The sequence below is a fragment of the Hydrogenophaga sp. genome (assembly GCF_048549895.1).
Classification (GTDB): Bacteria; Pseudomonadota; Gammaproteobacteria; order Burkholderiales; family Burkholderiaceae_C; genus Hydrogenophaga.
This window is the reverse complement of sequence record NZ_JBLYYB010000041.1, coordinates 1-19526: the sequence shown is the minus strand read 5'-3', so window position 1 is coordinate 19526 and position 19526 is coordinate 1. Positions and strand designations below refer to the sequence as shown.

The following is a 19526-nucleotide window of genomic DNA, read 5'->3' as shown; positions in this document are numbered from 1 at the left end:
AGTCGTGATGATAGGGGCGCCCGTGCGTTCGGTCAAAGCATCCGGGCCACTTTTGTGGCAGCCGTGGCCAATGCATGGGAAAGGCATCGTAGCCCGAGCAAATCACCGTCGATTTGCACGTAGATTGGCAGGTATGAACCTAGCCGACGAACTCCTGAAAACTTCCTTTTTTGGTCCATGGGTGCCAGCTGGGGAGGGCGAACCCAGAGTTCAGCATGTGTACGCGTCGCTGTTGCACTGGTATGAATCCGCCAAATTCATGCCCCTGCACCCGACACACCGCGACTACATCCTGCACTCGCCGACCTTCAAGGAAGCAAAGCGCTATTCGCGGCTGCGCAAGGACGCCTGGCGTTCGGACTGGAACATGGTTCGGCCTTCGATTCTCATTTCTGGTCTGGGCATGCTGGCACTGCAGCGAAGTGACCTCAACCTCATGAGCGCTGAGCTCTCTGACATCAAAGCTGGACTTGGCGATCTCGCCCTGCCCGAGCGCTTCATCGATGCCTGTCTTGAGCGGTTTGAAACGTGGCGCACCGGCGCCTTCGTTACCTTCATCGGTGCAGATACGGCGCCCGAGGCCATAGTCGGCAAGGCAGTAGCCAAGCTTGTTTCACCCCTGCCCACGTGGACCCTCGTGTCGAGCTGCAACGCCAAGACGCCATGGCGGCTCCATGACTGGTGCCTGAGCCGCTTCGTACCGGTGGCCTACATGGGCAAGCCCGAGACGCGGAACAGTCGGCCGCTGCAGGAGAGCCTGATCGACTATGCGGACCAGGTGGTGATCTTTGAGGAGAAGAGGGCCAAGAAGCATGACAAGGCGATCACGCTCGCGCGCGGCAAGAGGCGCAAGGTGACGCTGGAGATCTACACACCGGCGGATGAGGCAAACCGCAGCCTCGAAGGCATGAACTAGCGCACTCCAGGAGACCAAAAAAAAGGCCCGGGTCCTTGAGAGGACACCGGGCTTTTTTTGTCTGCTCATCAGCGGTAGTACGCGACGGGCATCGACAGTTTCCTGACCACGCGCAGAGCACCTGCGGTATTGATCAGGTAGACCGACTCGCCAGCGACGATACGGTCAAACGGTGCAGGCTGGACGATCGTGACGATACGCGGCTGCTTACCGGGTGTGAACACCTGGAGCACGATCTCCTGGGCCTGGGCCCCCAAGGTCATGGCAGCCGCACGGTCGCCCAACAATCCACCCACAAGAGCACCCAATGAGGTGGCTGTGGTGTTGTTGGCGGCACTGCGTCCGATCAGAGCCCCAAGGCCAGCACCAGCAGCAGCGCCGATGGTGCGGGCCTGGTAGCTCGTCTCGACCTGCCGCAAGGTCACCTGAACGACAAGAGCATCCTCTGTAGAGGAGTACTTCTGCGCCTGGTTGGTCCCGTACACGTTGCCGGACTGAGCAGCAGCCGGAGCTGGTTGCATCAAGGTCATGGCCAAGACGAGGACAGAGAAGATTTCTGCGAACACCACTGCCTTGAAGGCGCGGGGAAGTTGCAGGAAGTTTTGGAACAGAACGGTTTTCATGGGATTGCCTTCGATGGAAAAAAGAAGGGGAATCCCCCCTTGCAGGGAGGAATTCCCTGCAGGGTTGAAAGAGTGAAAGAACCTACTGTCGCACGCGTTCAAACGTCGTCGTCGGCGTAGTACTGGTGCTGGTGCTGGTGCTGGTGCTGGTGCTGGTGCTGGTGGACATCGTCATCGTGATGATCGAAGTCTGGACTTCCGTTGTGAGCGGAATGTTCTGCATGTGCCTTGCTGTTGCGCTGGACAATGAATGCAACAAAAGCGAAGAAGGCGACGATTGTGAGGAGGATGGTCATAACTGTTTCCGGTTATGGACTACCCCCCTGCGGGTGTAGCCCGCATGGGTGAAAGCGTGCACAAGGCACACGAAAGCTCAGTTGAGCGAATCGGAATCGAGTATAGGCTGGAGCGGGTTTGACATCAACCCAAACTGGTCACCGTGGAGCCGCGCTCATGGTGTGCGCGAACCAGAGATGCGCTTGCTCAAAAAGCGTTGACTCCCGGCTTGCGTCTGGCCAACGAATCAGCTTGCCCAGGCTCGAACGCGGCCACGGTCGAGGTGAACAAAGTTCTTGCTGGCGTAGAGCCCCACACCGCCGCCCGAGAGCCACTTGCCAAAGGCCGCTGCGATCGCCGTTGGGACACTCGGGATAACGATGTCGGCAGCGCCACCTTTGACGTGCCAGCTGTCGCGTGCCGCACCTTCCGTCATTGCATTCGTCAGCATGTGCCGGAGTGCCGATGTGAGAACGACCGGCTGATTGATGCCGAAGCCCTGCAGCCACGCACAGTACGCGTAGAGAATGTCCAGGATTACTGGGTCCATGAGCATCCACGGCGTGAGATGCTCAGGCTTGATGCGACCTGCATCCAGCGCACTGGATATTCGCCGGTCCTTCGCCTTGAGCATGCGATCAAACCGGACATCCCTCATGAACCACGAGACGGCTTCATAGCCGGCTTGGATCAGATAGCCGTCGCGCCAATAGACCTGGCGTATTTGCTCTCCCGTTGCAGGCCTCGTGAGCCAGACCCACCGGGGAGCTGTCCAAAAGTCCGCCGCGCTGTTTGGCTGCGGCGCACCGACTGGTGGCTGCACTGATCTTGCGAGGACGATGGAGGGAGCAGCAAGCCCCCCTGCAGCCAGGCCACCCGCTGCAAGAAGCGTTCGAAGCATGCGGCGCCTGGATGGGCTCTTCCCGGCGCTGCCTTCGGGGAGGATCAGCCGACTTTCAGATTGCACCTCAGGAGCACCAAACATGGCGGTTTGGCGTTTCATTGTGCTTTTCCCGGGGCATAGCTGGGCGCGGGTGTGGAGGTGATCCGGTTCATGGGAGAAGTTTGGCGGGTTCGTGCGTCACGTCGACCCCGCCAACAACCCGGTTTCACCTCAAAGCCTCACCATTGGCCGCGCAACATACCGTGAGCAGGTGTCAAATATTGGGTGCGGTAGTTCCAACGCCACGGGCGCAGAGTGTTTTCCACACCACGGCACTGCTGCCGCCCTGCGAAGGGTTGTCCCAACCCGAGTCGTGAGACTTGTACACCGCTGTGTAGCCTGCTGCACAACCTGGATAGTTGTACCAGTTGTATCCGCCATAGGCCCAAGCCTGGTACATGTTGGGCGCAAGATCAGCAGCCCCAAGCGTGCTGGCCCACCGCCCAATGGACCGCAGGTAGATGTCGTTCACGTAGGCCGACGAGGTCGCCGTTTGAGGAGTATTGTTGTCGGCACCTGCAGCGCTCCGCATGATCAGGCCCCACGTGTCGTTGTTGACGTTGAGCGTCCCGGTCATCGTGTCACCGCTCGTTTTTACGCTGCGTCTCCAACCGCCAGAATCGCACTCCAACGTGGCGCCTGCAGCGTTGCGGGAGACACGGCCATTAGCTGGGCACGCCGTGTTTTCAACGTTGATTGTGGTCAGCATGAGCCCACCCATGGTGGCGGTGCCCGCCACGGCAAGATTGCCAGCATCATCGACACCCAATGGAAGCCATGATCCAGCACCATTGCAGGTGAACGCTCGGGGCCCAACACCGATACTGGGGGTCTGAACTACTCGCGTCTGATTGACGGAGGCCGCGTTGCACAGGGGGAGCCCGGCGGCCGTAGCAACTGGGTCTTCCCAGAATGCGCTACCGCCCTTCTTCCATACAGCGCTCTCGCATGCGAGGACTGCACCGGAAGCATCGCGCCCGATCGCGCCATTTGTTGCACACGCCGATCCCGCAGCCTGGATCGTGGCCGCGCCCATAAGGATGGGAGTGTTCATTGTGTTGAGGCTTGGTGCTCCAGAGACGGGATCGCGATACAACGTCGCTGCCTGTGCCGCGCCATCTTCAAACCAGAGTGCCATAACTGGATGCCCAGCGGCCACAGTGATGTTGCCAGCGGTTCCGTCGCACCGCTGCCCCAAATGGTTCGGGTTGCCAAATGCGCCCACCGCAAAACTGTAGTTGCCCATTGCTCCACGTGCGGTCGTGGGTGCGGTGGAGTAAAGACCACCCCCGGAGCCTCCAATGGTCGCTGCAACCTGCCCCAGACTGAGATCGTCGAATGCGTTTCCGCCCTCGGTGATTACAAGGCCGGACAGGCGTCCGACAGCGGTCTCAAGAACCAGTACGCACGTCGCCTGCGCAGCTGGGTTTGTTGAAGAAAAGCCTGCTGTAAGGTTGCCCGCTGTGATGAGATCGGATACCCGAATCAGCGCCGGCGTAGATGCAGTGGCCGCCGCAAGGACAGCAGCGTGGTTGTCCCTGATGTATTGAGCTGCGGCGTCGCCGACAGTCTTCGTGTGCAAGGCAGTCACAGACAGCTTTGCATCATCGCCCGCTGATTGGACAAGCTGGGTAACACCAGCGATCACACTACCCAAAATTCCGAGAGCCAGAAGTAGTTCGATAAGGGTCAAACCGCGCTGGTGTGTTGCGCGAAGAATCGAACCGCGCTTGTGAATCAGTTTCATGATGTCTGCTTCCAACTCTGTATTGAGGATCCTGCGCGTAGTGGAGGGAAACCATCACGCATGGGTTGTAGGACTACGTGCGCTCAGGCCCGAACGGCCTCATAAGCTGCCGCGTTGGCCATGACTGCCTTCACTGCGTCTGCCTTGGTGACGACACCTTCCTGGATGAGTCGCAAAGCGGAGGCACCGAGGCTGACCGAAACGTCATCTCCGCGGTCAAGCTTGTTCTGCAGCTGTTCTGGCGAACCCAGAAGCTTCGAATATTCGCGCTTGTGGTTTGCCATGAAGTCCACCGCCAGGGCGTAGCCGTCGCCGCCTTTCTTGGGAATCAAAGTCTGATTGATCACCGCCAAAAGACATGTGGCCAGCGACTGGAGTCGGCCTTCCCGCTCGTTGTCCTTGAAGAACGAGAGCATTTTGTTGATGGTGCCAACGCCGGAGCTCGCATGAAGCGTTCCAATCACGAGGTGCCCTGATTCACCGGCGATCAAAGCTTGCTCTGCAGTTTCGCGATCACGAATCTCGCCAATCACAATGACGTCTGGTCGTTGCCGCATGGACGCACGAACGCCGTCGAGGAATGAATCGCAGTCCGACCCAACCTCGCGTTGCGAAAAAACCGCCTTCTTCCGCTCGAACTTGTATTCGATAGGATCCTCAATGGTGATCACGTGCGCGGGGCGCATTGAGTTGATCGAGTCAACCATTGCGGCCATCGAAGTCGTCTTGCCCGAACCCGTGGGCCCGGAGATAAGTACCAAGCCAGACGGATGATCCAGAATAATGCGCAGGCCCGATGGCAGGCCGCTGGACTGGATGTCTGGTGTTTTTGTTGGAATCTTGCGAATCGAGAGCATGCGCTTCTCACCCGCATTGGCAAGGTAGGCGTTGACGCGTAGGCGGCGTTCATTGATCACGAAGGGGCGGTTGACCTCTGCGTGAACGATCTTGGATTCCCAGTTGGTGTCCAGCTGCTCCATGAACTCATTGATGTGACTCACCGTGGGGATGAAGTCAATCCCTGCAGCGACCCAGCCCCGAGGCGTCTTCAACATCAAGGGAGCGTCCTGCTCCAGCATGATGTCAGTGAACACCCGATCTGATTCGAGCAGCCGTTCGAGCGTGTTTTGAATATGCATTTCTCAAAGACCCATCATTACAAGGGCGCCGCCAGCGATGGCAGCAGGGAGGTTGATACCGGTGTCGTTACCTGTGGCCGTTTGCAACCGACCAGTTGTAGGATTCTTGGTGCCGACCAAAATCGACTCCGCTGTTTTTTGCGAGATGCTTCCCACTGTCCCTGGGCTTAGGACAGTCGTAGAGTAGATGTAGAGAGTTCCACCGGTTATGAGATTGGTCCACTCAGCGCGGCGTATATAGCCCGGCAACCAGTGCGGGACCAACGATGCATCGTCGATCGTTCCAGTTGCACCGGGGTTAGCGGTTATGTAGTTCCTGACCGCCTGGCGGTAGGCGAGGAAGTTGGTAGCAGAGACATCCGCCATTGCCGCGACGCTCACAGCCTCTTTGCGGGGGATGTCCTGGCCGACGTAGTAAGTCACCAACGCCAGAAACACTGCTGCAATCCAGATAGGGACCACGTTAGACCTTCGCTGATGCGGGCAGGTGCACGAGAGTGCGATTGAGCTGCGCTTTCACTTCATTACCGACCTGGTCGAACTTACGCTGTCGAATGGTGTTGCGCACTCCAACGCAATCCTGCTCTCCAAGCCAGAGGAACTCCAGTTTCGGCTTGCGCGGCTCCCCTTCAAGCCTTTGGTGCATCACAGCGAGCAAGCCGTTGGCCAGCAGGCCCGCCGCGTCTTCTGGGTTCCCTATGGCGCCGACGGCCAGCGAGTAGATCCGTTCGATTGCCATCGGGACGGAGTCAGCATGAATAGTGCAAAACACAAGCCTGCCGTTAATGGACGCACGCAACGCTTCTGCTGCTGCTTCTGGTTCCCTGATCTCGCCGATAAGGAGAATGCTGGGAGCCCAGCGCGCAGCCTTGCGGCAAGCCTCTCCGAATTCGCCACGTTCTGCCCACGTCTGGTAGCAAACGCCCTCACCATGATTACCCTCGAGCGGCATCTCAGGCGGATCTTCGATCGTCACTCCAACACCACCGAACTTGCAGAGACGCGCAGCAACGATTGAAGAGGCAGTAGTGGTCTTTCCCTGTCCGAAGGGACCTGCAACAACCACCAGCCCGCTCAAGCCGGGACGGGTCAACTTCTCCACATAGCCCGGGTGAATGCTCAAATCTTCTGGCTTGAGGATGGACTCTGGCATGCGGCGCAAGACATACACCCGCTCTTCCAGCGTCTGCATCACAGACGCGCGGTAGGCAACGTTTCCGCATCGCACCGGAAACTCCTCTCGCGAGGTCACCGCTTCAATGGCCTCGCACTCCCTGCGAAGTTCAGCCAAATCTTGCTCAGTGCCGACCGGAGCACTCACCGGGTCCTTGGTGTTCGGAACGCCGGACAGCAACGCGCGGCTTCTACCCAGATAGATGTCTTTGAACTTGAGAGACTGAAGCATGGCTTTCCTGGCTTTGAATTTGCCCACCCAATGGTTAGGGGGGGCGATGGATCAATGAGGGTCAGTTGCCGCGGAAGGTCACAACGGTGCCCGTCGCACACGCCGTAACGGCAGTCGCAGGGGCGATGGGGAAAGCCGTGATCGCAGCGGAACCGGCAACCGTCACGCTGACCCACCCCTGGGCGCCGGTGAGCATCGGAATGCAAAGGTCTTCTTCGATATTGGTCAGGGCCACGTCGAAGGTAGTCACGCTGGAGGTAATGTTGACGGTGCCGTTGGCGGCATGCGTCAGGGTGTCTGGAGCAGTAGTGGTGTCCACGCGGATCGTGGTGGGCACTTTCTTCGACACCACCAACACGTCGTTCAAGCTCGTGCCGTTAGCGCCAAACGTGCCCTGGCCTTGCCACATCTGCTTGGTTGCAGCACGAATCGCAGTCAGATCTTGGGTAATCTGGGTTGTGCGCTGAGATGCGGTGGCACTTTGGTAAAGGGACAAAGCACCGACGACCACGACGGCGACCACGGACAGACTCGCGATCAATTCCAGCAGCGTCATGCCGGCTTGCTTCTTCAGGGGTTTCAAAGTCATTTTCGAGTTCATAGTTTCTCCGTTGGTAAAAAGATTGGTCACCGGTAGGTTCCTTGCATGATTGCGGTCATCTGAAGTTCCATGCCGATGAGTCCACCAACCATCAAGGCAATGAACAAACCGACAATGAGAACGCTTACACCAAATACCACTTTCATCATGGTTTGGATTTGTTCGACCGACTCGCTGATCCACTCGCGGCCGATGGTGGCCAAAGCGGCATCGAATCCTGAAAGGCGTGCGTAGACACCCAGGTCATCAATGATTTCGGGGTCGGGAAAGCCGTATCCCGTCTTGAGCAAAGCGTCGCCTGGATTCAGTCCTGACTTCATCCCTCGGAGACACGCCTGGATGCGAACCTGCATCCACGGTGATGCACCCTCCATGAGTTGCCCCAAGGCGTTCTCAAGTCGCACACCAGCTGACACAAGGGCGGCAAAGCTGATCATCCAGGTGCTGCCGTGCAGCATCCGGTAGATGCTGTAGGGCATGAATCGGTCCAGCTTGATCCTCAAACCATCCTTCCAGCGTGGAAGGCTCAGCGCAAAGGCTGTGATGGCCAAGACAGGGACAGCCGCAAGCAGAAGCATCCAGGACCTTACGAAGTTCGCAAAGTCCACCATCATCTTTGGCAACCCTTGCCACTTCTCGTAGGGGACGATCTGCGAAAACTCCGGGATGATCTTGTAGCTGAACATCACGAGAACGGCGAACGCGATGAGCATCATGAAGCCCGGGTAGGCAAGGCCGGAAATGACCGCGCTTCGGATCTTCCGTTTGGCATCCATGATCTCTGTGGTGGAGTTCAGTGCTGCGTCAACTTCACCAGACTGTTCGCCAGCTGAAATCAACATTTGCTCATCCGAACCCACCCATCCCTCGATGGCCTGAGACAAGCGGCTACCATTCTTCAGACGGCGCAACCACTCAGTAAGGGCGACCGCGACAGGTTCCTTGGGGCCCTTGAGGACAACCCGACGGTCGCGCATCGTCTCCAGCGCTTCAATGAGCTGGACGCCGTTGGAAAGTAGCTTTGCGAGCTTTTTCCACACACGCTTTCGCTGGTCAGTGCCGTTCCGGAAAACCCAACGGGCATACTTGAGCTCGATTTCATTCATGATCAAGCCACCGCTTCAAGGCGCCGAGGCGCATGGACGATTGGAGTGACCAGCATTCCAACGACATCTTCCGCAAGGTAGGGATCCACCAGTCCGGCATTGATTTTCTGGATCGTGTGGTCCAGCATCGAGAGGCACCCAAGCTCCTTGGTGATGTACTCCCGAGCGCTAAGACGATCTTTGTCACGCAGGTACTGCATAAGACGTTCGTCCGTTGGAATAACCTCAGCAACCACCGTGCGACCAGCTGTACCGCTGTTGCGGCAATGCGGGCAGCCCTCGCCCTGGATAAATACAGAGGAAATGTTGAGGATGCTCAGGTAGCGTTCCAGCGCCTCACGTGGAACACGATCGGTATGTTCGGTCAGCGGCTTTTTGCAATGGGGGCAAAGTACCTTCACCAAACGCTGGCAGAGCAACCCTGCGATGGTGCTGGGGTCCATCACGTTCGCGGCATCTGCTCCGAGGTCGATCAAGCGGTCGATGATGCCCAGTGCATTGTTGGCATGCAGCGTGGTCCACACCTGGTGGCCAGTCATTGCAGCCTGGACGGCAAGGCGTGCGCTAGGGGTGTCTCGCACCTCCGACAACATGATGATGTCGGGATCGAGCCGCATGGAGGCCTTGATTGCCTTTTGGTACTCCCTTGAGCGCTCTTCTTCAGTCGAAGCATTGGTGACAGGGGTCTGCACCGCGCCGGGAATTGGGTACTCCGGTGGATCCTCCACCGTGATGATGTGCTTGCGGCCTTCGGTGTCTGCGATGATGGAGCCAAGCGTGCGCTGGAGAGTCGTGGATTTACCCGAGCCAGTCGGCCCACCGATAACCACCACGCCACTCGTGCTCTTTTTCAGTGTGTCAATCGCCAGACACTGCTCGGGGTGGAACCCTAAACGTGCCAGGTCAAGATCATCATTTGCATCGTTGTAGAGCAGTCGCAGAACGAAAATGAATCCGTCCACCTGGGGCGAAGTTGCGATCCTGATGCCATCCAACTTCTCGGGAATCTTGGTTCGTTCAGAGATCCGTGCGTCCTGCCTGTTCAGCTTTTCCAACGTCGCGTCGGATACGTCAGCCATGGCCTGGAAAATGGTCGTGCACAGCTGATCACCGTATTCGAACGTATGCTCCTCAATGAACGTCAAATCGTTGTGGATGCGAAATAGGATTTCTGTGCGACGGCGGGTACTCACCCGAATATGGATGTCAGAAGCCCGCTGCTCGACTGCTCGTTCGAATAGCTGACGTGCAACAACCTGCATGTTGGATTGCGTTTCGGAAGTTGCAGTGCTCTCGTAATACCCTGCAATAACGGCGAGGTCGCAATGTTGAATCTGAAATTTTTTGCCCTGATGTTCCAAGCGTGAGACGAACCCTCGCACATGCGGGTTGAACACGTGCGACTTTGAGATGAACAACCGTCCGTCATCGAGATACGCAACCATCGAACGAAGCTCGTCCGTCAGGGAGATCTCACCGCCTTTGGCAGTCAATACTTTCATGTTCGAATAGCTCCGGAACCGATGACGTTTGGGGGATGCTCAGCGTGGAAAGGGCATTCCAGGGACCATGCCGGGAACCTGAGGTCCCTGTGGTGCAGCTGGCTGCGGGCTCTGCACAAAGCTGCCGAAGCTCAAGCGCTTGGTTTCCTTGCCGCGGGACATGGTCAAAGAGTCGATAGAAATCGACTTGATGTCCCAGCCACCCACCTTGTCACCAACACGCACCGTCTGGATGTTTCCGCCCTGCACCATCAGGTTGGCCATCAGCTTTCCATCGACACCACTGATTTCCATGACGGCTGGCGTGAAGCCTTCATCGATTCCCTCGGGCTGCTTGCCGAAGCGACGGATCTCGTCGTTCTTGGCCGCGATCTTGGCCTGCAACTCAAGCTCCGCCAGCCGAGCCTGCATGACACTCATGCGCTCATTGATCTCTGCAATGAGGTTCGCAGACTCGCTGGTACGCAACGCCAATGGAGGGGCGGTGGTAACAGAGGGCACCGAAGCTGGAGGAACGCTGGCTAGTGCCGTTGAAGGAACCTCCTGCGCTTGGGCCAGCGAGGCACCCAAAGAAACGGTGCACGAGAGAAAAGCCAAGAGGCCTGAGAACTTATTTGCGTACATATTGCGAACCTTCCATCGTCCAAATGAATTGACCATTGACCCATTGACCGCTCATGGAGCGAAGGCGGAAACCGTTGCCGTCGAGTGCAGCAAGCACTGTCTCTGGCAGAGTGACCCCCTCTGCCTTCCAGCCGACCTCTTCCCAAAGCGGAACTTCCTGAGGTACAGCGCCCTGGCCAGGGAGCAGCTGGGGAGCTTGAGACACAGCGGGTGTTGCGCCGAACTTCACTCCGAAGCGCTGTGCCGCTGCATACATCACAACCAGGCGCTCATTCGCGGTGTATAGATCCTCGTCATTGGCCGCGGGGAACTGAGGAAGCGCCTTGGTGCTGGACGCAAGGCTTCCGTCAAGCGAGATCACCACATCGGGAACGACCTGCTTGAGGTGCTCGATCCACCCGTATGCACGAGGACGCCAAGAAATGGTCACTACCCCGTTCGAGCAGTTCAAGCCAACCAGATCCCAGTTGCCGGGGAACAACTTCACACCAGCCGTTGCGCGCATGCACCCCGCCATCAGATCGGCAGCGTGAGGGATCTCGCCCCACGGACGTGGACGCGGGATGACAGCTGGTTGCATGGCTGCGAGTTCGGCTGCAAGGCGCGCGGCCTCAGCGATAGCCTGATCTCGCTGCCACTTCTTGAATTGATCGAAGCCCACGGTGAGAGCCAGAATGACGCCCACCAACACGGCAATCGGCTTCAAGTTGGCGGCTAGGAGTTGGCCTGCGCTGACGGAAATGGGCTCGAGGCGCCAATCCTTCGCGGAGTTCAGCTTGCCCTTGCCCTTCCCGGTAAGGGGTAGGATCTGCTCGAGCTGCGGCGCCTCAAGCGAACCAGAGATTCCCCAGTGGCCGGGAACGATCGAGTGGGTCCACTCGCCCAAGCTGGCGTCTTGGTAGAAGCGGGACTTGATGACATCCTCTTCCCCGTACACCTGATCTCCGTCGGGGAGGATGACGCCATCTTTCTGAGCGAGGTAGTACCACACACCGCTGTCGATCTCCATCACTAGGATGAAGTCGCGAGCATTGTGTTGCTCGTGCATCTTTGTGGAAAGCGCGGCCGCCAGTGACACAGCACCGCGCTTTACGGCAGCACTCCCTTTGCTCGAACTGGACTTTGCCATTCCCACGCAAAGGTTCTCGCGTTGCAGAACCTGCAGATCGAGGTTCAGTTCCTTTCCGTACCCCTTGATCTCAGAGAGACGCTCGCTCGGGTTGGACCCGGCCAGAGGCTGCCAGAGCAGTCCCGTGACAAGGGTCGCGCCGCCGTACTCGACGGTTTCAACCTTGGACATTACAGACCACCTGCCACCACGGGCTGGATGAGCACCACAAGCACAGTGCGAGTATTTGTTGCACTAAGCCGGCCACCCAGCGCAAGGTTTTCTGCATGCCCAACACCTTGCGTATCGCCGTTCAAGGCGAACTGCTCGAAGCCTGTCACGACAAGGGTTTCGCCACTGTTGAGGAAGGTGCGCTGAAGGAAGTTACGAGTGTCGATCTCAGGCGTTTGAATGGAAGAACCACCCGAGTTCACCGTAGCCAGGTTGGTGAGCGTCGAGATATCGCCCGAGTACTGGAGCATCAATCGCTTGGAGTCCAGGATGTGGGGCAGCATGTTCATGCTGAATCCCGTGGTGACCTGACCAGGCTGCAGCGTGACAGTGTTGCCGGCGCCACCAGTTCCAATGGTGGTCGTGCTCGACGCAAGATAGGCGGTTTGCCGCCCAACCTGAATTGGCGCGGGCTGGTTGTTGATCGTGACCAGAGACGCCGAGGTCACCTGTGAAACGCGACCTTGCTTGGACAGCGCTTCAATCATGGCTGATGAGCCGTCAAACATAGAGCCGGACAGCACCCTGAGTGCAAGATTCGAGCCACCAATAAGAGGATTGCTGTTTGCAAGACTCAGGCCCAGCCCACGGTTCACGTTCTGATAGACCATGTCCCAGTTGATGCCGTACTGCTCTGACTTGGAGATGTCGACTGCCAGAACACGGACATTGATCACCACTTGGCGTGACAACGCTTTGTTTTGGTCTTCAATGAACTTGCCGACGCGGTCGAGCACCATTGGCGTGTCTTCGACGGTAATCGTGCCCGTAGCAGAGGTCACAACCAGCTTGCCAGCGGGAGACAGCATGGTCTTGATACTGTCTTCAATGCCTTTCCAGACACTCAAACCAGCAAACTCAACGCCGGCGCGCATCTCACTGTTGGAAGAGCCACTGGCCTGGCTTCCTTGCGTACTGCCAGTGGCGTTGTTGGACTGGGTACCTACCTTGCTCGCCAAACTGGTGTCACCAGGTAGCGCGGCGAGGCGGAAGGTCTGGGACTTCGTTTTGAAGATGTGGATACCGTTGTTGGCCCACTCCCAGCTGACACCGTAGCGAGCTGCGACGAGGTCCAAAAATCCCGACACTTTGCCCGTGTAAACGATGGAGGCCACCTGCGAGGTCGGGGTTGCTGGCGCACCGATTGCGCCCGGCATGCTGGGCATAGGCATTGGCATCGGCAGGGGAGATGGAGGAGGCAAGGCCGAGCCAGGGGTCCCCGAATTGCTGGCCGCAGCCTCAGCGCCGGCGCTGGTCATTGTTTCAACGCTGGCCTTGAGAGCAGCGCTGGCCACGTTGACCGGCACACCGGTCAACTGCGTGATGTAGGCACCCATCTCGCTCAAGCCTGAAAACCGGCGATTGACTGCGAGGTCGCGGCCCAGTGCTGCAGCAGCGGCAGGAGCGATCTTTGCGTCCACCTTGCTGATCGGCACCCAGACTTTGGTGGATCGACGGATGAAGCTATCGTCACTGCGTTCAATGGGAGTTCCGGACCGCAGGTTGGCATTTGCGCGGTCGCTTTCCGCTTGAACGGCATTCACGCCCTGCGTGATTGGCGTGAGGGTGGAGGTTGAGCAGCCACCCAGGACGGCCACTGCGCTCAGCGCTACGGTGTGCTTGATAAAGTTCACTTGACCTCCAGGATGCGAACAGCGTTGTTGGCGAAGATTTCTGCTTCGAGCTGCACTTTGTTGAAGCGCATAGATCCAAGGAAGGCTTCGAGTGATTTTTCAAAGGAGTCGGTGAGCACAAGGTCAGCTCCGCTGCGGAACTCACCTGCTTCCCACGTGAGCGAGTACCCATTGCGCTGGGCCCACTCAACAATGCGCGGAGAAATCAGGTCACCCGCCTTGATTGACAATGTGCGGTCGACTGGCGGCGGCGGTGCCTTCTCCATTGGCCGGATGGGTAAAGTGGCTGGTGAGCCCTGAATCGGGAATGCTTCCGGCACCACGCGGATGACCTGGGCATGACCGACAGTGGAATAAACAACCAGGCATGCCATTGCGAAATGTTTTGCGTTCATCATGTTTTCCTTGAATCTCAGTAGCTGCTGACGACCAGCGTGTTGTTTGCATATGCCACTGCTCTGACCCTGTAGCCCGCGCTACCCGCCTGGGCAATCACTTGGTCTGCGGCAGTCAGGAAACTTGGCTTATCGATCACAGCGTTTCCGGTGATTGGCACCGTGTCCTTGGCATTCCATACAACAGACCAGTTCGAATCGCGACCCCACCGGTTTAGCAACTGTTCAATGCTCTTATCTTCAGCGCTGACCACCCATGAGGACGAGGCGGCTTCGTACCTGTTTCCGTTCGTTGCTGCAGCTTGCTCAACTTTTTGCGTCGGAATGCTGTTTGTTGGAGCGGGTCGAGCCTCTGGCTCTTTCGTCGTCGTCGGTGTACCTGCCGGCAAGAATCGGATCACCCGGTTGCTGTAGACGGTCGCATCGATGTGGTACCCAGCCTTGCGAAGGCCGGAGAGAAGGCGCTCAAGTGCTTCCTTCATGGTTGAAGCCTTGATGGCGGCGTCACCACTGACTTGCGCGTCGAGCTCTTGAGGCACTTCCCAGACCACGGTGTAGCCGAGGGCATTCGCCCACCGCGAGACAGTCCCATGGACTGTCCTGTCGGACGCAAGCATGTTGTATCCACCTGGGGGAACATCCACAGCAGGCCCGTTCACAGCTTGAGGAGCGCTGATGCCTTTGCTGGCCATCAATGCGTTTGCTTGCGCCAGTGAGAGCACGCCCTGGCGAACCAAAGACTCAAGGTTCGACGAGACAGCGCCTCGACCTTGTGCGGCTTCTGCAGACGCGGTGTACGCTGCGCGGCGTGGCGCAGGTGTCTCCACGAGGACGTTGGACTCCCAAAGCCCGTTCTCCACCTTGCCGGTCACCGCGTTCTTCATGACGATGGCAGACGCGGGAGCCCCGCCGAGGATCATCTGCTTGCGCATCGCTTCTGCGCGCGCCTGCTCGATCCCTTCCTTCAGCGAATCGTCATCGCGTCCCACCAGGGTGAATGTGGTGCCATGCGGTGAGGTTTTTGCCAACTTGACAAGGAGGGCCTTACCCTGGGGGCCAAGGATCGAACGGCCCTTGCCAAACCAAACAGCGTACGACTGGGTGGAAGCTTCGCCCGTGCCCCACTGCACCCGATCGCCTTTTACAGGTGTTGCGTAGCTGTTGCGGTCTTCTGCGTCATCAACAATCGCTGGAGCCTGGCTAGCAAGACTTGCAACCAGCCGCGTTCCGGGTGCAACTTGGCCGCCCATGTAGGGAGCCTTCATACCCGAGGGCGAAACGGTTGAAATGGCTGGCGCGTCCAAGCGAACGCCATCACCATGAACAACCATGGCCTGGGATCGGCCCAGCTGGAGGGTGAACTCGCCATGAACACTTGGCACCTTGATGTAGGGGCCTTCGTGTTCGGGAACCAGCAGGGTAGTAACCCCCGCCACTTTGGCGAAGATCGCTGGGATCGCTTCACCCGCTCGGAACTGGAAGTACGTTGCCCTCCCGTTATCGAAAACTTGCACCGGGGCCGCCTTTTGGTGCCCTGATGTGAGATAGCCAAAGTCGTAGGCGCCCACGCGCTTTGAATCGCTTCCGATTGCGCCCGTGGTCGTGACCAGGACGAAAGCGACAGCTGCGGTGATCTTCGTGAATTTGAATTTCATGTTGTTTCCTATCAACGTGTCCGGTAGCTGCCCGGGAACTCCATGTCGCTCACCACCTCGACGTTGATTCGCTGGCCCTGAGGGACAGTGATGGTTGGCGCAATGACTCGGTTGCGTTCGAGAATCGACTTGCTCACATCGACAAGCACCTGGCCAGCGGCAGTAGTGGGCCCTGAAGTGCCGATATTGGTTTGGCCGCTTGGCATCGTGGTCTTGTCAGCCAGGACCGCCACAAAGAAGCTGCTGATGAACATCTTGAAAAAGTGGTTGTTCACGTTGCCCTCGATACCGGCCGCACCACGCATGTCGGAACCCGGCGCAGGAGGAAGGTCGAAGCTGGTTCCATCCGGCAAGATCAGTCGCTCGAATGCAAACAACATTCGACTTTGACCTGCCTTGATCTCTGAGTCGTACTGGCCATCGAGAACACTTCCCTTTGGAATCAGCAGGTGACCGCGCCCCAGCGAGTCGTAGATATTCACCGTGGTGAACGCGGTGATCCTTCCGGGTAGATCGGAGTTGAGCTCGCGGCCCAGGACAGCTGGAATCACCTTGCCTTGATGCAAGACGAACTCGATATCTGACTTGGTGGACTTCAGAGCGGATGAAGAGCCCTTCTTTTGAATATCCCCTGCGTACTCTTTCATCCACGACTTACCGCCCCCGCCACCGGTCTGTGCCAACTGAGCCCTATTGATGGCAGCCTCCAAGGCAGCGGCGCCACGGTCTGCGCCAGAAGGCAGTGATGGCAAGCCGCCAGCACTGCCGAGCGCTTCTACGCCAGGTCCGAAGGGGGAAGCGCTAACGCCGAGGGAAGCTGGCGCAGCCGCAGCTCCGCCATCGGAATCGAAGATCACCGCCTTTGCGAGTCGCACCTCTGCCTCGCGCTCAAGATCGAGGGCGGCCTGCTGAGCCTTAGCAGCAGCTTGTGGATCCTGCGCAAGAGGACCGCCTGGACCGAGTGGTCCACCGGACTTGTCCATAGCTGACAGTTGGTCTTCATACAGTGCGGCGGAACCGTTCGGCCGGCGCACAGCAGGTGGAACGGGCGAAGCGTCCGGAACCTTCATCTCAGCAAGCCGGCTTTCTTCATCGATGACACTTGCGTTACCCGTCGTAGGAGGCGGCGCATCTTTTGGAGCAACAGGGGCCGCTACCGCTCCTTTGCTTCCGCCGTCGTGCAGCAGGAGCGAGCTGAAACCGACGAGCACCGCAACGAGAGCGGCTACTGCGACGATGGTGGACTTCTTCAGCGGGATGCCGGGCTTTGGAACCTCATGGGAGATCAGTTTTTCGTTAGCCGTTGGCATGTCATTCCCCGGTCGTTTGGCCGAAGAACCCACGCTTGGGAGGCTCACGCCTGATGCGCACCTCGGGCTTGCCCAGTTTCAGCACAGCGTTCTCCAACACTCGCTGAGCAACGATGTAGTTGCCATTCACGGTGTAGTTGACCAGGCTGAAGTCGTCGCCTTCAATGACTGCGAACAGTGCTGGCTGCTCCTGGAGATCCGAGGGCATACGGAAGTAGGTGAATCTTCCGTCGTCGAAGACCACCTCAGGTCTAAACTTGGCGTCGCCCTCGACCTTGTAACCAAACCGCATCTTCCCGGGATCGATCCCACCCGGGTAGCCGCTTGCAGTTGCGTCTGAACCACTGGCGGTGGTCGGCGCAAGAGCCGTTGAGCCCGCCTGAGAAGTCGCTGCTTCGTCGCCCACCATGGGCTCCATGTCGAGAACGACCTCGCGGGAGTACACCCATGAAACACGCTGGTACCACTTCTTCCCGTCGCCGGTGGAGCGCAGCACGAATTGATACGTGCGCTTGTCCGTGAGCACTGTCAGCGAGGTATCGAGGTCTTCGTACTTCGGCTTCAGAAACAGGTTCTTGCGGTTCTTGGTAGGCGTGATGTCCCAATTGGCAGTGTCTCCAGCTGCCACCGACTGGATCGTTTCGTCCGGTGCGAACTGCACGTGGGTAACCGCGCGCGGCTTGCTGAGCACAAGAAATGTGTTGTCCTGGTCGAACTGAAATTCGACCAAACGGGTGTCCCCTCTCAATGGGGTAGCGATCAACTCCGCATGGGCATGACCAGCCACCGAGAACAGAGCAACGATGCCCAGAACAATGGCGCCTGCACGGCACTGGAAACTCTTGGAGTGGGAAAGCTTGATCACAGTGGTCGCTCCTCGGCGTCGCTGAAGTAGGTGACATAGATGCCCAACGGGTTCTCCAGCAGGTCTGCTTCCTGCGTGGCGGTGGTCAGTTGGTAGTTGAGGGTGACCCGATAGCGCTTCACCTGCTCCGGATTGACGGGCTGGCTGCCAACGCGCTCCGTGGTGGTCAAAAAGATGAAGGCCGTGCCGCGTTGGCTTGCATCGACGGCTGTGATCTTCACTTCGCGCACCATTTCGGGCTCAGATCGAATCCGTTCGAAGATGCGTTCGCGGCCGCGGAATTCAGTGAACTGACCAAGGGCTTTGCCAGCAGCTCGTTCAGCGGCCCAGCGCAACGATTCACGCGAACGTTGAGGGTCAATCGCATAAACCGCCTCAACCCATCGAGCCAGCTCGGCCTTAACGACTGCAAGGTTGGGATCGATTCGCTCGACGGCAACTGGCCTGTTGACGACCCCTGTTGTGGGGTTGACCTCAACGACCCAGGGGCGCACCTCCTTCAGAGGCGTGATCAGAACCAGCGCACCTACTGCACTCGATGCCAACACAAGACAGAGCATCGCTATGAGGAACCAGCGCGTGGCCTCCACTTTCGATGATCCATAGATCTCACCAAACTGGTGAGCCGCATCACCAAACACGGATGGAGGAGTGTTGGGCTGCGATGCAAGCTCAGCAGCAGCTTGCCCTCCACGCCTGCCCAGGACACGGGTTTGACCGATGAGTGGCTCCGGCTCGGGTTTTTTTCGGAAGAACGACATAGAGGTACCTTTCAGAACTGATGCTATGGATATCGGGACGAAACTAGGCTGCGCCAACGAATGGGTTTCCAGTCATATCCTCCAAATGCCCAAAGAAAAGCACAGGTGGAATGACGGATTCCAGTGAGATATGAGGGAACCGCGATTTAGTTGGCAAAGGCACGGCGGCCGGCGCGATGTCGCAACGACAAGTCGCCTTAGAACAGGCTACGGAAGATGCCCTGGCCGATGGCCACGATGCCCACGATCAATCCGATCACTCCGCCAACCAGCAACAAGGGGCGCTCCGCACCGAGCTTCACGACTGATGCCCGAACTGCGACAGCGGGGTTATCTTCGAGAAGCCGCCTGCGATAGGCCTGCAGGACTTCGACGCCCTGCTCTGTTTCGCACTGGGAAATGGCGGTGTCAATGCGTACAAGCTGCACATACGGGGCATCAGCAGAACCGGTCTGAAGCCACTCGGTTAGTTCCTGCTCTTCGGTCCTGATCGCGTAGTTGGTTGCCTCATCTAACGAGGCACCAGGAGGATGCTCGCTCGCAGTGGAACCCGGGGATGCCTGCGCTTTGTCTAGGGCGTTCAACACGCCTTGAATGCGCATTCGGTCCTCTACTGAGAGCGCGAGAACCTGCTGGAGAACGTTGTCAAACATGGTGCTTTCCTTAACCATTACCGAACTGGGTG

20 protein-coding genes are annotated in these 19526 nt (G+C 58.2%); 2 read left to right on the top strand and 18 right to left on the bottom strand.

Going from position 1 to position 19526, the window contains the following annotated elements; genetic code table 11:
• The first annotated feature begins 133 nt into the window (after window positions 1-133).
• Window positions 134-916 carry a hypothetical protein gene (locus ACN4F8_RS03580; protein WP_159608900.1) on the top strand — a complete coding sequence of 261 codons (783 nt, stop codon included), beginning with the start codon at window positions 134-136 and terminating at the stop codon, window positions 914-916.
• 68 nt (window positions 917-984) lie between these two features.
• Here the strand turns inward: ACN4F8_RS03580 and ACN4F8_RS03575 are convergent, their stop codons facing one another.
• Window positions 985-1539, bottom strand: a complete 555-nt coding sequence (locus ACN4F8_RS03575) for a hypothetical protein (RefSeq protein WP_159608899.1) — start codon at window positions 1537-1539, stop codon at window positions 985-987.
• Between the two features lie 125 nt (window positions 1540-1664).
• Between ACN4F8_RS03575 and ACN4F8_RS03570 the strand changes: the two genes are divergently transcribed.
• A complete protein-coding gene (locus ACN4F8_RS03570) occupies window positions 1665-1874 on the top strand; it encodes a hypothetical protein (protein ID WP_419472328.1) in 210 nt (69 codons plus the stop codon).
• 188 nt (window positions 1875-2062) lie between these two features.
• Here ACN4F8_RS03570 and ACN4F8_RS03565 read toward each other — a convergent pair whose 3' ends face one another.
• From ACN4F8_RS03565 to ACN4F8_RS03485, 17 genes are all read right to left on the bottom strand, one after another.
• On the bottom strand, window positions 2063-2818 hold the full coding sequence (locus ACN4F8_RS03565) for a YcbK family protein (protein ID WP_159608897.1): 756 nt from the start codon (window positions 2816-2818) through the stop codon (window positions 2063-2065).
• A gap of 154 nt (window positions 2819-2972) precedes the next feature.
• Window positions 2973-4505, bottom strand: a complete 1533-nt coding sequence (pilV, locus tag ACN4F8_RS03560) for a shufflon system plasmid conjugative transfer pilus tip adhesin PilV (RefSeq protein ID WP_159609085.1) — start codon at window positions 4503-4505, stop codon at window positions 2973-2975.
• An 83-nt stretch (window positions 4506-4588) separates the two neighbouring features.
• Entirely contained in the window at window positions 4589-5644 is a 1056-nt protein-coding gene (locus tag ACN4F8_RS03555) for a type IV pilus twitching motility protein PilT (protein ID WP_159608896.1), read from the bottom strand.
• Between the two features lie 3 nt (window positions 5645-5647).
• Window positions 5648-6106, bottom strand: coding sequence for a type IV pilus biogenesis protein PilM (gene pilM / locus ACN4F8_RS03550; protein ID WP_305727056.1), 459 nt, complete (start codon window positions 6104-6106; stop codon window positions 5648-5650).
• Window position 6107: 1 nt separating this feature from the next.
• The gene (locus ACN4F8_RS03545) at window positions 6108-7049 is read right to left on the bottom strand and encodes an ATPase, T2SS/T4P/T4SS family (protein ID WP_159608894.1); all 942 of its coding nucleotides are present in this window, start codon (window positions 7047-7049) and stop codon (window positions 6108-6110) included.
• 61 nt (window positions 7050-7110) lie between these two features.
• On the bottom strand, window positions 7111-7680 hold the full coding sequence (locus ACN4F8_RS03540; RefSeq protein ID WP_236574440.1) for a prepilin-type N-terminal cleavage/methylation domain-containing protein: 570 nt from the start codon (window positions 7678-7680) through the stop codon (window positions 7111-7113).
• Window positions 7677-8756, bottom strand: a complete 1080-nt coding sequence (locus ACN4F8_RS03535) for a type II secretion system F family protein (RefSeq protein ID WP_159608893.1) — start codon at window positions 8754-8756, stop codon at window positions 7677-7679. The genes ACN4F8_RS03540 and ACN4F8_RS03535 overlap by 4 nt, the downstream gene beginning before the upstream one ends.
• A gap of 2 nt (window positions 8757-8758) precedes the next feature.
• Window positions 8759-10258 (bottom strand): GspE/PulE family protein, encoded by a 1500-nt coding sequence (locus ACN4F8_RS03530; RefSeq protein WP_159608892.1) that lies wholly within the window; start codon window positions 10256-10258, stop codon window positions 8759-8761.
• Between the two features lie 39 nt (window positions 10259-10297).
• Window positions 10298-10882, bottom strand: coding sequence for a hypothetical protein (locus tag ACN4F8_RS03525; protein WP_159608891.1), 585 nt, complete (start codon window positions 10880-10882; stop codon window positions 10298-10300).
• Window positions 10869-12182 carry a type 4b pilus protein PilO2 gene (gene pilO2, locus ACN4F8_RS03520; RefSeq protein WP_159608890.1) on the bottom strand — a complete coding sequence of 438 codons (1314 nt, stop codon included), beginning with the start codon at window positions 12180-12182 and terminating at the stop codon, window positions 10869-10871. Before pilO2 ends, ACN4F8_RS03525 begins: the two co-directional genes overlap by 14 nt.
• Window positions 12182-13855: a PilN family type IVB pilus formation outer membrane protein gene (locus ACN4F8_RS03515; protein ID WP_419472327.1), complete on the bottom strand. Its 1674-nt coding sequence runs from the start codon at window positions 13853-13855 to the stop codon at window positions 12182-12184. The genes pilO2 and ACN4F8_RS03515 overlap by 1 nt, the downstream gene beginning before the upstream one ends.
• Window positions 13852-14253 carry a TcpQ domain-containing protein gene (locus tag ACN4F8_RS03510; protein WP_162147767.1) on the bottom strand — a complete coding sequence of 134 codons (402 nt, stop codon included), beginning with the start codon at window positions 14251-14253 and terminating at the stop codon, window positions 13852-13854. The genes ACN4F8_RS03515 and ACN4F8_RS03510 overlap by 4 nt, the downstream gene beginning before the upstream one ends.
• A gap of 14 nt (window positions 14254-14267) precedes the next feature.
• Window positions 14268-15905 carry a TcpQ domain-containing protein gene (locus ACN4F8_RS03505; protein ID WP_419472326.1) on the bottom strand — a complete coding sequence of 546 codons (1638 nt, stop codon included), beginning with the start codon at window positions 15903-15905 and terminating at the stop codon, window positions 14268-14270.
• An 11-nt stretch (window positions 15906-15916) separates the two neighbouring features.
• Complete coding sequence (locus tag ACN4F8_RS03500) at window positions 15917-17215, bottom strand: TrbI/VirB10 family protein (RefSeq protein WP_159608886.1); 1299 nt, start codon at window positions 17213-17215, stop codon at window positions 15917-15919.
• A gap of 1 nt (window position 17216) precedes the next feature.
• Window positions 17217-18080 (bottom strand): TrbG/VirB9 family P-type conjugative transfer protein, encoded by an 864-nt coding sequence (locus ACN4F8_RS03495; protein WP_236574439.1) that lies wholly within the window; start codon window positions 18078-18080, stop codon window positions 17217-17219.
• Window positions 18077-18841, bottom strand: a complete 765-nt coding sequence (locus ACN4F8_RS03490) for a type IV secretion system protein (RefSeq protein WP_159608885.1) — start codon at window positions 18839-18841, stop codon at window positions 18077-18079. Before ACN4F8_RS03490 ends, ACN4F8_RS03495 begins: the two co-directional genes overlap by 4 nt.
• A 197-nt stretch (window positions 18842-19038) precedes the next feature.
• The coding region (locus ACN4F8_RS03485) for a hypothetical protein (RefSeq protein WP_419472325.1) at window positions 19039-19526 on the bottom strand (488 nt) is incomplete at its 5' end.